Origin of the sequence: Pseudomonas fluorescens (assembly GCF_902497775.2) — a bacterium.
Classification (GTDB): domain Bacteria; phylum Pseudomonadota; class Gammaproteobacteria; order Pseudomonadales; family Pseudomonadaceae; genus Aquipseudomonas; species Aquipseudomonas putida_F.
The window spans coordinates 3,291,780-3,306,353 of sequence record NZ_OZ024668.1 but is presented as its reverse complement, the minus strand read 5'-3'; the positions used below and the strand labels follow the sequence as shown (position 1 = coordinate 3,306,353).

Here is a 14,574-nt window from a genome sequence, read left to right as displayed (position 1 = left end):
AACGTAGAGAATGAAGCCAGGCTGCCTGTCGCGCATGCGCAGGCAACAGGTCGCTGGATCAGACTTCGTCGGGGCTGCGCAGGTTGGTGACCTGGATGCGTTGTTCACGGCGTTGCTCTTTCTGCGACGGCATCTCGGCACGGTAAATGCCTTGATCACCGACAACCCAGGAAAGAGGACGACGCTCCTGGCCAATCGACTCCTGCAACAGCATCAGGCCTTGCAGGAAGGCTTCAGGGCGAGGCGGGCAGCCAGGCACATAGACATCCACGGGGAGGAACTTGTCGACCCCCTGAACGACCGAGTAAATGTCGTACATGCCACCGGAGTTGGCGCACGAACCCATGGAGATGACCCACTTGGGTTCGAGCATCTGCTCGTACAGGCGCTGGATGATCGGCGCCATCTTGATGAAGCAGGTGCCGGCGATGACCATGAAGTCGGCCTGACGCGGCGATGCCCGGATGACTTCGGCGCCGAAGCGGGCGATGTCGTGGGGCGCCGTGAAGGCCGTGGTCATTTCCACGTAGCAGCAGGAGAGGCCGAAGTTGTACGGCCACAGGGAGTTTTTACGCCCCCAGTTGACCGCGCCACTGAGCACATCTTCAAGTTTGCCCATGAAGATGTTCTTGTGGACCTGGTCCTCTAGCAGCGTATCGGAGACGGTTTCCCGCTCTCCGATTGGATATTGCTCGTTGGGAGCATCCGGGTCGATTCTGGTGAGATTGTATTGCATTGCCAAAGCCTCATTGTTTCAGCTTCGCTTGCCGCTTGCGACGACCTTCGGGAGCCCAATCAAGTGCTCCGACGCGCCATAGGTAGACAAGGCCTGCCAACAGAATTGCTATGAAAACGAGTGCTTCGACGAATCCGGTCCAGCCGCTTTCGCGGACGGACACAGACCATGCAAAGAGAAAGAGGGCTTCGATATCGAAGATCACGAACAGCATCGCGACCAGATAGAATTTGGCTGACAGACGCAAGCGGGCGCCGCCAGTGGGCAGCATGCCGGACTCGAAGGGTTCGTTCTTGCTGCGGCCCCAGGCCTTGCTGCCGAGCAGGGCGGACAGACCGAGCATGAAGGCGCACAGGCCTACGACACCCAAAAGGAAAATGGCAAAGCCCCAGTTGTGGGCGATGAGTCCTGTCGAATCGGGCATGCTGAAAATCCTTATACAGAGACCAGTCTCTGCGGCTTGAAAAGAAGTAGAGCAGTGACGATATGTCGCAGCGGAATCTATCGCGCTGATTTTATGGGTAAACCCGGTGCAAGTAAAATTTCTGCAGCAAATTTATTCGTAAGATTAAGAACAAAAATCTTTCGTAACAGGCTGCAGGCCACGTGGGACGGGCATTGCCTCGGGTTCTGTTAATTATGTTTCTTGCAACGCGTAATGAATCCGCAACTTCGTAATGATAATTAATATCATTTGAGGCGCTGCGATTAGTCCCACTGTTCGAGTCAACTACAAAGTTGTGCAACATAGCCATCACCTGCAAGTTTCCACACCTTGTGTTTTAACCTGTTTTTTCTTGCCCTGCCGCGCTCTGGATCAAGGCTTTTGCCGATTGCCTGGTGTAGGCCGAGGCGGCGATGGCCCACTGGCCCAGCCAGTAGGCAATGATGATCAGGTACGGGGCAGCGCCGAACGGGCTGACGAAGCGGTCGATGCCGATCAGGCTGTCGGAAAACACGAAAGCCACTGCACCGAGCGCCGCCAGGCCGCCGCAGGCCAAAGCGCGCCAGAGCATGGCGCTGATGGCCAGGGCATACACGGTGACCGGAATCAGCAGTTCACCCAGGCCGGAGCTGATCAGCAACCCCAGCAGCGCTGCGCCGACAATCGCCGAACCCAGCAGGGCGGCGGGCGCCTGTTGGCGGTTTTCGCCCAGATAGCCGCGCAGGTAGGCCAGGTGCGCGCAGAGAAAGGCCGCGAGGCCAAACACAAACAGATCGCCAGGCACGGCCAGAAGCATGTCGCCGAGCACAGAGAAGCCCAGGCCGATGATGATCCAGCGCCGGTAGTGGGTGGGCTCGGCTGTGCTGAGCCAGCAAATCAGCGCCAGCACCGGGATCGGCTTGACCGCCAGCCCCAGCAGCGCATTGGCGCTGGCCAGTGCATATATATAGAAGGCGGCGCCAAGCAGGGCCAGGCAGAGCAGGGTGACAGGGCGGGGCATGGCCGATCCTTGGTGTTGTTGTGCACCTAGCATAGCCAATGGCAATTAATAAGGAAGCCCTGTGGGGTGGGCAGAAAAAACAAAACCCGGAGCCCCATCACAGGCCCCGGGTTTTGCGTGTTACCCGAATGTCAGCAACCAATCACCGATCAGTGGAACTGCTCTTCTTCGGTCGAGCCGGTCAGTGCGGTTACCGAAGACTTGCCACCCTGGATAACGGTGGTCATGTCGTCGAAGTAGCCGGTGCCGACTTCCTGCTGGTGGGCGACGAAGGTGTAGCCTTTCGAGGCGTCAGCGAACTCTTGCTCTTGCAGCTTCACGTAGGCGGTCATGTCGTTGCGGGCGTAGTCGTGCGCCAGGTTGAACATGCCGTGCCACATGTTGTGGATACCGGCCAGGGTGATGAACTGGTGCTTGTAGCCCATGGCCGACAGTTCGCGCTGGAACTTGGCGATGGTCGCGTCGTCCAGGTTCTTCTTCCAGTTGAAGGAAGGCGAGCAGTTGTACGACAGGATCTGGTCCGGGTATTCCTTCTTGATCGCTTCGGCGAAACGACGGGCTTCGTCCAGGTCCGGCTTGGCGGTTTCACACCAGATCAGGTCGGCGTATGGCGCGTAGGCCAGGCCGCGGGCAATGGCTTGATCCAGGCCTGCACGAACCTTGTAGAAGCCTTCCTGGGTGCGCTCGCCAACCACGAATGGCTGGTCGTACGGGTCGCAGTCGCTGGTCAAGAGGTCAGCGGCGTTGGCGTCGGTACGGGCCAGGATGATGGTCGGTACACCGGCAACGTCAGCGGCCAGACGAGCAGCGCTCAGCTTCTGCACGGCTTCCTGGGTTGGAACCAGTACCTTGCCGCCCATGTGGCCGCATTTTTTCACCGAGGCCAGCTGGTCTTCGAAGTGAACGCCGGCGGCGCCTGCTTCGATCATGTTCTTCATCAGTTCGTAGGCGTTCAGTACGCCGCCGAAACCGGCTTCGGCGTCAGCCACGATTGGCGCGAAGTAGTCGATGTAACCTTCGTCGCCCGGGTTCTTGCCGGCTTTCCACTGGATCTGGTCGGCGCGACGGAACGAGTTGTTGATGCGCTTGACCACGGTTGGCACCGAGTCAACCGGGTACAGCGACTGGTCTGGGTACATGGACTCGGCCGAGTTGTTGTCGGCAGCCACTTGCCAGCCGGACAGGTAGATGGCCTGGATACCGGCTTTGACCTGTTGTACGGCCTGGCCGCCGGTCAGGGCGCCCATGCAGTTGACGAAATCTTTCTCTGGACGGAAGGACGGGTGTGCGCCCTGGGTGACCAGCTTCCACAGCTTCTCGGCACCCAGACGGGCCAGGGTGTGCTCAGGCTGGATCGAGCCACGCAGACGAACGACATCAGCGGCGGTGTAGGTACGGGTCACGCCTTTCCAGCGCGGGTTCTCGGCCCAGTCTTTTTCGAGGGCTGCAATTTGCTGTTCGCGTGTCAGTGCCATGGAAATAAACCTCGTCGCATCGGTCTTGGGTAAAAATTCTCGCTCTCTACTGCGCAGATCAGAAGCCTGGCAAAGGTCAGTATGGGCGAAATATGCGACGGTCGAACGATGGGGCTCGAAGGGGGGAAGTGAGCAGGTGGGCGAGGTTTTCGCTGCAGGGTGGCTCGTGGTTGCCGAACTGCAGTGAACAGTGCTGCCGGGTACCTTTTGATGCGCTTCCGTCCCTCGGGACAACTTCGTTCCAGTCGCAATCTCGTCAAACTGCCTTGTGGGCGGTACAGACACGAGGCGGCTCAGGTGGGTAGGTTAGAGCGCGGCTCGAAAGCCCTTGCCAGGGCCTCTGATTAGCGGGAGCGGGGCCATCATGCCTCGACGTTTCAGGGTCGTCAAATGTTTTGTAGTGCTTTTTTACAGACACTACATCTTTGGTCTAATACGACTCCTCAGTCAGTTTCGAGGCCTTTGGTCGAGGCCTTGATTTGTCTGGGTTCAGTCCAAAGCGTCGACTTTTACCCGCAATGTCATGTTTTCACCGCGCTGGGTGCTGTACGTGAGGGCCGAGGCACTGCGTTCGGACTGGCTCTGCTGGTTGACCCCTGCCAAGGTGATCCACTCACCGAGCTTGCCGCTGACTTTTGTGTCGGTACTTTGCACCTTCACTACATCGGGACGTTCCTGGCTCATCCGGTCATTGTTGGTACTGATGTTCAGGTGCACGGTATCGCCAGTGACGCTGGCGGTGACGTAGAAGCCTTGGGTGACATTGCGGTACTCGGTATCGCTCTGTACGCGGCCATAGCCATCGGTACTGGTGCTGGTGATCGGGATGCTCTGGCCGACCTGGATCAGCGCCGGGCTGCCTTCACTGGCTTGTACCTGTTGCAGGCCGCCTTCGCGGTTGGTGGTGCCGTAACGAATGATCCGGGCATTGCTGCGGTTGTCCTGGAAGTTGCTGTCGTTGTTGTCGACGCTGATCAGCAGCCGGCGCGGCGCGGTGTCCAGTTGCTGTAGCAGAGTGCGCAGGTCGTCGATGCGCTCGGGCTCGGCGTTGACGATCAGTTTGTTCTCGAAGGCGCTGACGCTGCCGTCCTTGCCGATGAAGGCTTGCGCGGTGGGGAGAATTTCGGCGCTGGTGCGGTGACTCAGCGGCAGGACTTCGGTGGCGGCCAGCGCACTCAGGCTGAACGACAGAAGCAGGGAGGCGAGAAGGGGGCGTAGCGGCATGTCCATGATCTCCGCGGGTGGAGTGGACATGATGGCAAATTTGTTGGGGTTTTGCCGCCCTCATCGCGGGTCAAGTCGGGTCGCCGCACCGCCGCTCCCACTGTGGGAGCGGCGGTGCGGCGACCCGACTTGACCCGCGATGCTTTCAGGCCAGCTCGCGCGACTCGCGAACCATGTCCACGTGCGGAATACCTGCCTCGAGGAACTCCTCGCTGACCACCTTGAACCCAAGGCGCTCGTAGAACGGCGTGGCGTGCACCTGTGCACTGAGCATCTGTTGCTTGAGGTCGCGGTTCTGCGCTTCGACGATGACCGCTTGCATCAGCGCGTCGCCGACCTTCAGCCCGCGCCAGTCCTTGAGCACCGAGACCCGGCCGATCTGGCCGTCGGGCAGCAGGCGGGCGGTACCGATGGCGTAGTCACCTTCCATGGCCAGGAAGTGCACGGCGGTGTTGTCGTCGGCATCCCATTCCAGTTCAGGTGGTACGTTCTGTTCGGCGATGAACACGGCTTCACGAATACGCCGGATGTCGGCGTTGTCTTTCTGCCAGTCGGCGAGACGGACGCGAATCTTATTCATTGGCAAACCCCAGGCTTCCTTGTTTGACCAGCTCGCAGATCAAGATAATGCCTTGATCGTTTTCAAGCCACTGCTCAAGGTTTTCAATGTGCAACGCGTCGGCGGCGCAGATCAGCTTCAGCAGCTCGCGCAGGTCGCCCGGCAGCAGACGGCTCTGGCCGCTGGCGAACAGCAGCAGGTTGTCATCGACTTCCGACCAGGCCAGACGCGCGCTCGGGTTGCGGATCAGGATCGCGCCCTGGGCCAGGCTCTCGATCAGCTCGGCTTCGTCCAGTTCCTCGCCGCTGACCAGCTCCGGATAACGCGGCTCGGTCATGAACTGGCCGAACCAGGTCAGCAGCAGGCGCTCGTCACCCATGTGCTCGGTGAGCAGGTTTTTCAGGCGGTCGAGAGCGTCGTGCTGGATCTGGTGCGGGTCGCTGACCGGCTCGGCGTCGGCGTCGGTGTAGCGCTCTTCGTCAGGCAGGAACTGGCTGAGGAAGTCGGTGAAATGGGTCAGCACTTCAGCGGCGCCCGGTGCGCGGAAGCCCACCGAGTAGGTCAGGCAGTCATCTTCGGCGATGCCGTAGTGGGCCAGGCGCGGCGGCAGGTAGAGCATGTCGCCGGGCTCCAGGGTCCACTCCTCGCTCTGTTCGAATTCGGCCAGGATGCGCAGGTCGGCGTGCTCCAGCAGCGGGCTGTCGCTGTCGCACATCTGGCCGATCTTCCAGTTACGCTTGCCCTGGCCTTGCAGCAGGAACACGTCGTAGTTGTCGAAGTGCGGGCCGACGCTGCCACCGGGCGCGGCGAAGCTGATCATCACATCGTCGATGCGCCAGCTTGGCAGGAATCGAAAGTGCTCCAGCAGCTCGCCGACTTCCGGCACGAACTGATCGACCGCTTGCACCAGCAGGGTCCAGTCGCGCTCGGGCAGGGTGCTGAAGGCGTCTTCTTCGAACGGGCCGCGGCGCAGCTCCCATGGGCGCTCGCCGTGCTCGATGACCAGGCGCGATTCGACTTCTTCTTCCAGGGCCAGGCCGGCCAGTTCGTCGGCGTCGATCGGGCTTTCGAAGTCCGGGAAGGCCTGGCGTACCAGCAGGGGTTTCTTCTGCCAGTAGTCGCGCATGAATTCGCGGGCAGTGAGGCCGCCCAGAAGCTGCAGAGGAGTATCAGGATTCATGTGTAACCTATTGAAAAAAAGTAATTTTCTTTCGGTAATAAAAACGCCCGGCTGAGCCGGGCGTTTACGCGCAGGGCGCAGATCAGACGCGTTTGGCTTGAGCCGCAGCATTACCGATGTAGGAGGCTGGAGTCAGCTTCTTCAGCTCAGTGCGAGCTTCTGCCGGCATGTCCAGGCCATCGATGAAGGTCAGCAGCGCTTCTGGGCTGATGCCTTTGCCACGGGTCAGCTCCTTGAGCTTCTCGTAGGGGTTCTCGATGTTGTAGCGGCGCATGACGGTCTGGATCGGCTCGGCGAGGACTTCCCAGCAGGCGTTCAGGTCTTCGGCGATACGAGCTTCGTTGATTTCCAGCTTGCTGATGCCCTTGAGGCTGGCCTCGTAGGCGATCACGCTGTGGGCGAAACCGACGCCCAGGTTGCGCAGCACGGTGGAGTCGGTCAGGTCACGCTGCCAGCGCGAGACCGGCAGTTTGCTGGCCAGGTGCTGGAACAGGGCGTTGGCGATACCCAGGTTGCCTTCGGAGTTTTCGAAGTCGATCGGGTTGACCTTGTGCGGCATGGTCGAGGAGCCGATTTCGCCAGCGATGGTGCGCTGCTTGAAGTAGCCCAGGGAAATGTAGCCCCAGACATCGCGGTCGAAGTCGATCAGGATGGTGTTGAAGCGCGCGATCGCGTCGAACAGCTCGGCGATGTAGTCGTGCGGCTCGATCTGGGTGGTGTAGGGGTTGAACACCAGGCCCAGCTCGTCTTCGATGAAGGCGCGGGCGTTGGCTTCCCAGTCGATCTGCGGGTAGGCCGACAGGTGGGCGTTATAGTTGCCCACGGCGCCGTTGATCTTGCCCAGCAGCGGCACGGCGGCAACCTGAGCGATCTGGCGCTCCAGGCGGTAGACGACGTTGGCCAGCTCTTTACCCAGGGTGGTTGGCGAAGCCGGTTGGCCGTGGGTGCGCGACAGCATCGGCACGTCGGCGAAACGGTGGGCCAGCTCACGGATGGCCTGGGCGATCTGGCGCATCAGTGGCAGCAGCACGCTGTCGCGGCCTTCGCGCAGCATCAGGGCGTGGGACAGGTTGTTGATGTCCTCGCTGGTGCAGGCGAAGTGGATGAACTCGCTGACCTTGGCCAGCTCTGGCAGCTTGGCAGCCTGCTCCTTGAGCAGGTACTCGATGGCCTTGACGTCGTGGTTGGTGGTGCGCTCGATCTCTTTGACGCGCTCGGCGTGCTCGAGGGCGAAGTCATCGGCCAGGCCGTTGAGCAGGGCGTTGGCTTCGGCGGAAAAGGCCGGAACCTCGGCGATCTGCGGGTGGGCGGCCAGGCGCTGGAGCCAGCGAACCTCGACCAGGGCGCGGAAACGGATCAGGCCGTATTCGCTGAAAATAGGGCGCAGGGCCTGGGTTTTGCCGGCGTAGCGGCCGTCAACAGGGGAAACCGCAGTGAGCGAGGAAAGCTGCATGGGGTGTTCTCGGACAGTCAGGCTTTGAAAAGGGCGCATATCATACATGAAAAACACGCCCGGGTCGGGTGGCTGACCAATGGTCTGCCGGTAAATCTTCGGCTTTTTCGCGGGTCAAGCCCGCTCCCACAGGTTGAAGGAAGCTTCTGTGGGAGCGGGCTTGACCCGCGATGGCTTTTATCAGCCACGCAGCATCGGATACAGCTCTTTGAGCAGTTTGCGCCGGCTGATCACCAGCTGCCAGCGATGCCCGCCCAGCTGTCGCCACAGGCGTGCGGCGCGGATGCCTGCAAGCAGCAGGGCGCGAATCTTCGAGGCGTTGCTTGGCTGCTGCAGGTGGCGCATGTCGCCATGCACCTGGATGCGCTGGCGCAGGGTGCTCAGGGTGTCCTGGTAGAGGGCGCCGCTGGAAGCAATGACGTTTTCATGCACCAGGCCGAAATGCTCGGCCTGGGACTGGATCTGCGGCAAGCGGTTGCCGATCGCGTCGAGCATGTCGCCGCGCTTGGCCAACTGGCGCTCCAGGCCCAGCATCGACAGGGCATAGCGCAGCGGCTCGCGCTGCAGGCTGCCCGGGTCGCGCTCCAGGGCGCTGGCCAGGGCGCGGTAGCCGTCGCGCAGGTTCAGGTCGTCGCCGCCGAACACTTCCAGGGTGTCCTTGGGGTCGCGCACCAGCAGGCTGCCGAGCATGCAGCCCAGGTTGGCCTCGCTGGCCTGGCCGGTACGGGCGATACGGTCAACCAGCACGGCGGCCTGGAATACGCCACCCAGGGCAATCAACTGCTCTTGCATGGCATTCATGCGCGCGCGCTCCAAGGCTCGGCGGTTTCGATCACGCCGCCGCCGAGGCAGATTTCGCCGTCGTAGAACACCACCGACTGGCCCGGGGTCACTGCCCGCTGCGGCTCGTCGAACACGGCGCGGTAGCCGCTCGAGGTTTGTTCCAGGGTGCAGTCCTGATCGCTCTGGCGATAGCGCACCTTGGCAGTCAGACGCCGTGGGCCGGACAGGTCGATGGGGTTGACCCAGAAGATTTCCGAGGCGAGCAGGGCGCGGGAGAACAACCACGGGTGTTCGTTGCCCTGGCCGACCACCAGCACGTTGCGGCCGAGGTCTTTCTCCAGCACGTACCACGGCTCGTCACCGGCGTCTTTTAGGCCGCCGATGCCCAGGCCCTGGCGCTGGCCGATGGTGTGGTACATCAGGCCGTGGTGACGACCGATGACTTCGCCGTCGGTGGTCTGGATCTCGCCCGGCTGCGCAGGCAGGTACTGCTTGAGGAAGTCGCTGAAGCGGCGCTCGCCGATAAAGCAGATACCGGTGGAGTCTTTCTTCTTCGCCGTGGCCAGGCCGTGTTTCTCGGCGATGGCGCGGACTTCGGGCTTTTCCAGCTCACCGACGGGGAACAGCGTGCGGGCGATTTCCTTGCCGCCAACGGCGTGCAGAAAGTAGCTCTGGTCCTTGTTCGGGTCCAGGCCCTTGAGCAGTTCGGTACGTCCGTCAGTGTCGCGGCGGCGTACGTAGTGACCGGTGGCGATCAGGTCGGCACCGAGCATCAGCGCGTAGTCGAGGAAGGCCTTGAACTTGATTTCGCGGTTGCAGAGGATGTCCGGGTTCGGTGTGCGCCCGGCCTTGTACTCTTCCAGGAAGTGCTCGAAGACGTGGTCCCAGTATTCGGCGGCGAAGTTGGCGGTGTGCAGCTTGATGCCGATGCGGTCGCACACGGCCTGGGCGTCGGCCAGGTCTTCGCGGGCGGTGCAGTATTCGGTGCCGTCGTCCTCTTCCCAGTTCTTCATGAACAGGCCTTCCACCTGGTAGCCCTGCTCCATCAGCAGGAGGGCGGAGACGGAAGAGTCCACGCCGCCGGACATGCCGACGATAACGCGTGTCTTTTCGGGTTCGTAAAGTGCAGGACTGGTCATAGGTACCGGCTGTGTATCTGGAAAAAGACAACGATTCTATCAGGCTGCGGCCTTCAAGGCATCGTTGCTGTCAGTCGCGAATCAACGCCAGGCTGTGCAGCGGGCCGGCCAGGTAGTCGTCGATACAGCGTGGTACCAACTCGCTGCGCCAGCGCTCGGGGTCGGCCAGCAGTTCCTCGCGGGTCAGCCACACGGCGCGGACGATATCGCTGTCCAGGGCGCGCTCGGGGTGGTGCTTGAGCGGCCGGGCGGCGAAGCAGATGCGCTGGTAGGTCACGCCGTTGCTGGGGGCGGTGTACAGGTAGATGCCGACCACCCCGGTCAGTTCGACTTCCCAGGCGGTTTCTTCGAGGGTTTCACGGCGGGCGGCGTCGAGCAGGCTCTCGTTGGCCTCCAGGTGTCCGGCGGGCTGGTTGAAGACGTGTTTACCGGCTTTGAATTCCTCGACCATGAGGAAGCGGCCCTGGTCTTCGACGATGGTTGCGACGGTGATGTGCGGTTGCCAGGTCATGTGGTCGGTCCTGTGTGTATCGCAGGGCAAGCCCGCTCCCACGGTGAGCCTGTGGGAGCGGGCTTGCCCCGCGATGGATTCCGAAAAGCAGAAGCCCCGGTGCGTGGCCGGGGCTTCCGTTGTTACCTCAAGCGAACCTTACAGTGCGGCAATCGCGCTGTTGAAGGTCTGGCTCGGGCGCATCACCTTGCTGGTCAGCTCGGCATCCGGGTAGTAGTAACCGCCGATGTCAGCCGGCTTGCCCTGAACGGCGTTGAGCTCGGCGACGATGGTCGCTTCGTTCTCGGCCAGGGCTTTTGCCAGTGGGGCGAAGCGCGCTTGCAGGGCGGCGTCGTCGCTTTGTGCAGCCAGGGCCTGGGCCCAGTACAGGGTCAGGTAGAAGTGGCTGCCACGGTTGTCGATGCCGCCGACCTTGCGCGCAGGGGACTTGTTGGTGTCCAGGAACTGGCCAGTGGCCTGGTCCAGGGTCGCCGCCAGTACCTTGGCTTTCGGGTTGGCGTAGGCAGTGCCCAGGTGCTCCAGGGAAGCGGCCAGGGCCAGGAACTCGCCCAGCGAATCCCAGCGCAGGAAGTTTTCTTCAACCAGTTGCTGTACGTGTTTTGGAGCCGAACCGCCGGCGCCGGTTTCGAACAGGCCGCCGTTGTTCATCAGCGGTACGATCGACAGCATCTTGGCGCTGGTGCCCAGCTCCATGATCGGGAACAGGTCGGTCAGGTAGTCGCGCAGTACGTTGCCGGTGACCGAGATGGTGTCCTGGCCCTGGCGGATGCGCTGCAGGGAAACCTTCATGGCCTCGACAGGCGACAGGACACGGATGTCCAGGCCAGCGGTGTCGTGGTCTTTCAGGTACTTCTGGACCTTCTCGATCAGCACGCCGTCGTGGGCGCGCTGCGGGTCGAGCCAGAACAGCGCCGGGGTGTTGCTGGCGCGGGCACGGTTGACGGCCAGCTTGACCCAGTCCTGGATCGGCGCGTCTTTGGTCTGGCACATGCGGAAGATGTCGCCAGCTTCGACTTCCTGGGACAGCAGCAGGTTGCCCTTGCCGTCAACCACACGGATCACACCGTCGGCCTTGGCCTGGAAGGTCTTGTCGTGGGAACCGTACTCTTCGGCTTTCTGCGCCATCAGGCCAACGTTCGGTACGCTGCCCATGGTGGTCGGATCGAAGGCGCCGTGTTGCTTGCAGTCTTCGATAACGGCCTGGTAGATGGTGGCGTAGCAACGATCCGGAATCACGGCCTTGGTGTCTTGCAACTGGCCTTCGGTGTTCCACATCTTGCCCGAGTCACGGATCATCGCCGGCATCGAGGCGTCGACGATCACGTCGCTCGGCACGTGCAGGTTGGTGATGCCCTTGTCGGAGTTGACCATGGCCAGGGCTGGGCGAACGTCGTAGACGGCTTTGACGTCAGCTTCGATCTGCGCCTGCTGCTCAGCTGGCAGGGCCTTGATACGGGCGTACAGGTCGCCGATACCGTTGTTCAGGTTGAAACCGATCTGCTCCAGTACCTCGGCGTGCTTGTTCAGCGCGTCCTGGTAGTACTCGGCAACGATCTGGCCGAACATGATCGGGTCGGAGACCTTCATCATGGTGGCTTTCAGGTGCACCGACAGCAGCACGCCCTTGGCTTTGGCGTCTTCGATCTCGGCGGCGATGAACGTGCGCAACGCCTTGGTGCTCAGGACCGCGCAGTCGACGATTTCGCCGGCCTTGACCGCGGTTTTTTCTTTCAGAACGGTGGTGTTGCCGTTCTTGTCCAGCAATTCGATGCGCAGGCTGTCATCGGCTTCGATCAGCGCGGCTTTCTCGCTGCCGTAGAAGTCGCCCTGGCTCATGTGGGCCACGTGGGACTTGGAGTCGGCAGCCCAGGCGCCCATTTTGTGCGGGTGCTTGCGCGCGTAGTTCTTGACCGACAGCGGTGCGCGGCGGTCGGAGTTGCCTTCACGCAGGACCGGGTTCACGGCGCTGCCCTTGATGCGGTCGTAGCGAACCTTGGTTTCTTTCTCGGCATCGCTGGTGGCGGCTTCAGGGTAATCAGGAATGTTGAAGCCCTTGGCTTGCAGTTCCTTGATGGCGGCCTTCAGTTGTGGGACCGAGGCGCTGATGTTCGGCAGCTTGATGATGTTGGCTTCTGGCGTGGTTGCCAGTTGGCCCAGTTCTGCCAGGTGGTCGGCCACTTGCTTGTCGGCGCCGAGCTGTTCAGGGAAGGCAGAAAGGATACGGCCGGCCAGAGAGATGTCCCGGGTTTCTACGGCGATGTCGGCGCAAGCGGTGAAGGCTTCGATGACGGGGAGCAGTGAATAGGTGGCGAGGGCGGGGGCTTCGTCGGTGAAGGTATAGATGATCTTGGATCGGGTGGGCATATTCGGGTTAACTCTCTGTTTTGCTGAGCGTGCGCAGAATCTCGAGGTGCGCAGGGTAGGCGCTTCGCTCAGACACATCCATGAGCAGAAGGTCGAAGATTCTGGGCGGTGATGGTGGATTGCATCAGTCGAGTGTCAAACGGCTGAACTGCGGTAACAGCCCAGTCTTGTCGGGGCCGCGGGTCTCGTTTCAGACGGTTCGCCCCCAGTGACCCTTTGGTCACCGGGCGAGTATACCAAAGCCTTGGTCGTATTGATCAAGATCAACCCGTCGCAGGGGCTTTTTTAGACCAAAGATGTAGGCGTTGCTGCCCCATCGCGGGGCATTTGCGCGCGTGGTTCCCGTTGCCGTTCAACTGGGGTACGCTCAGGGCATCCAGATGACGAACCACACCAAAAAAAACGGAGTGCAGCATGGGATACCAGAAAATCAAGGTTCCGGCAGTCGGCGACAAAATCACCGTCAATGCGGACCATTCTCTCAATGTTCCTGATAATCCGATCATCCCGTTCATCGAAGGCGACGGCATTGGCGTAGACGTCAGTCCCGTCATGATCAAAGTGGTTGATGCTGCTGTAGAGAAAGCCTATGGGGGCAAGCGCAAGATTTCCTGGATGGAAGTCTATGCCGGTGAGAAAGCCACCCAGGTATACGACCAGGACACCTGGCTGCCCCAGGAAACCCTGGACGCGGTCAAGGATTACGTGGTGTCCATCAAGGGCCCGCTGACCACCCCGGTCGGTGGCGGTATCCGTTCCCTCAACGTTGCCCTGCGCCAGCAGTTGGACCTGTACGTCTGCCTGCGCCCGGTGGTGTGGTTCCAGGGTGTGCCAAGCCCGGTTAAAAAGCCGGGTGACGTCGACATGGTGATCTTCCGCGAGAACTCCGAAGACATCTATGCCGGTATCGAATGGAAGGCCGGCTCGCCAGAGGCGACCAAGGTCATCAAGTTCCTCAAAGAAGAAATGGGCGTCACCAAGATCCGTTTCGACCAGGATTGCGGCATCGGCATCAAGCCGGTCTCCAAAGAAGGCACCCAGCGCCTGGTGCGCAAGGCCCTGCAGTATGTCGTGGACAACGACCGCAAGTCGCTGACCATCGTGCACAAGGGCAACATCATGAAGTTCACCGAAGGTGCCTTCAAAGACTGGGGCTATGAAGTGGCCAGGGACGAATTCGGCGCCGAGCTGCTCGATGGCGGCCCATGGATGAAGTTCAAGAACCCGAAGACTGGCCGCGACGTCATCGTCAAGGACGCCATCGCCGACGCCATGCTCCAGCAGATCCTGCTGCGCCCGGCCGAATACGACGTGATCGCCACCCTCAACCTCAACGGTGACTACCTGTCCGATGCCCTGGCGGCGGAAGTCGGCGGCATCGGTATTGCCCCGGGCGCCAACCTGTCCGACACCGTGGCAATGTTCGAAGCCACCCATGGCACCGCGCCGAAGTACGCCGGCAAGGACCAGGTCAACCCGGGTTCGGTGATTCTCTCGGCCGAGATGATGCTGCGCCACCTCGGCTGGACCGAGGCGGCCGACCTGATCATCAAGGGTACCAACGGAGCCATCGCTGCCAAGACCGTGACCTACGACTTCGAGCGCCTGATGGAAGGCGCGACCCTGGTCAGCAGCTCCGGTTTCGGTGAGGCCTTGATCAAGCACATGTAAGTGGCACAAGAAAACCGGCCAGTCCTTGCGGGCT

Annotated in this window: 13 protein-coding genes; 1 reads left to right on the top strand and 12 read right to left on the bottom strand. The window is 61.4% G+C overall.

The annotated features are described in order from the left end of the window. Positions 1-58: 58 nt before the first annotated feature. From F8N82_RS15190 to F8N82_RS15135, 12 genes are all read right to left on the bottom strand, one after another. On the bottom strand, positions 59-736 hold the full coding sequence (locus F8N82_RS15190; protein WP_038996043.1) for an NADH-quinone oxidoreductase subunit B: 678 nt from the start codon (positions 734-736) through the stop codon (positions 59-61). Between the two features lie 10 nt (positions 737-746). Beyond that, a complete protein-coding gene (locus tag F8N82_RS15185; protein ID WP_010220397.1) occupies positions 747-1,160 on the bottom strand; it encodes an NADH-quinone oxidoreductase subunit A in 414 nt (137 codons plus the stop codon). Positions 1,161-1,518: 358 nt separating this feature from the next. Beyond that, positions 1,519-2,181 (bottom strand): lysoplasmalogenase, encoded by a 663-nt coding sequence (locus F8N82_RS15180; protein WP_038996042.1) that lies wholly within the window; start codon positions 2,179-2,181, stop codon positions 1,519-1,521. A gap of 149 nt (positions 2,182-2,330) precedes the next feature. Next, a complete protein-coding gene (gene aceA / locus F8N82_RS15175) occupies positions 2,331-3,656 on the bottom strand; it encodes an isocitrate lyase (protein WP_038996041.1) in 1,326 nt (441 codons plus the stop codon). A gap of 489 nt (positions 3,657-4,145) precedes the next feature. Then, positions 4,146-4,910, bottom strand: coding sequence for a secretin N-terminal domain-containing protein (locus tag F8N82_RS15170; RefSeq protein WP_080764775.1), 765 nt, complete (start codon positions 4,908-4,910; stop codon positions 4,146-4,148). Between the two features lie 115 nt (positions 4,911-5,025). Beyond that, a complete protein-coding gene (locus tag F8N82_RS15165) occupies positions 5,026-5,460 on the bottom strand; it encodes a GNAT family N-acetyltransferase (RefSeq protein WP_038996039.1) in 435 nt (144 codons plus the stop codon). Continuing rightward, entirely contained in the window at positions 5,453-6,619 is a 1,167-nt protein-coding gene (locus tag F8N82_RS15160) for a cupin domain-containing protein (protein WP_038996038.1), read from the bottom strand. The genes F8N82_RS15165 and F8N82_RS15160 overlap by 8 nt, the downstream gene beginning before the upstream one ends. 82 nt (positions 6,620-6,701) lie before the next feature. Then, positions 6,702-8,072: an adenylosuccinate lyase gene (gene purB / locus F8N82_RS15155; protein WP_038996037.1), complete on the bottom strand. Its 1,371-nt coding sequence runs from the start codon at positions 8,070-8,072 to the stop codon at positions 6,702-6,704. A gap of 180 nt (positions 8,073-8,252) precedes the next feature. Next, positions 8,253-8,873: a high frequency lysogenization protein HflD gene (hflD, locus tag F8N82_RS15150; RefSeq protein WP_038996036.1), complete on the bottom strand. Its 621-nt coding sequence runs from the start codon at positions 8,871-8,873 to the stop codon at positions 8,253-8,255. Then, positions 8,870-9,994, bottom strand: coding sequence for a tRNA 2-thiouridine(34) synthase MnmA (gene mnmA, locus F8N82_RS15145; RefSeq protein ID WP_038996035.1), 1,125 nt, complete (start codon positions 9,992-9,994; stop codon positions 8,870-8,872). Before mnmA ends, hflD begins: the two co-directional genes overlap by 4 nt. Before the next feature lie 70 nt (positions 9,995-10,064). After that, complete coding sequence (locus F8N82_RS15140) at positions 10,065-10,505, bottom strand: NUDIX hydrolase (protein ID WP_038996034.1); 441 nt, start codon at positions 10,503-10,505, stop codon at positions 10,065-10,067. Between the two features lie 138 nt (positions 10,506-10,643). After that, positions 10,644-12,869, bottom strand: a complete 2,226-nt coding sequence (locus F8N82_RS15135) for an NADP-dependent isocitrate dehydrogenase (RefSeq protein ID WP_038996033.1) — start codon at positions 12,867-12,869, stop codon at positions 10,644-10,646. A 414-nt stretch (positions 12,870-13,283) separates the two neighbouring features. On the opposite strand from F8N82_RS15135, the gene icd reads away from it, so the two are divergent. Next, entirely contained in the window at positions 13,284-14,540 is a 1,257-nt protein-coding gene (gene icd, locus F8N82_RS15130; protein ID WP_038996032.1) for an NADP-dependent isocitrate dehydrogenase, read from the top strand. Positions 14,541-14,574: the final 34 nt, after the last annotated feature.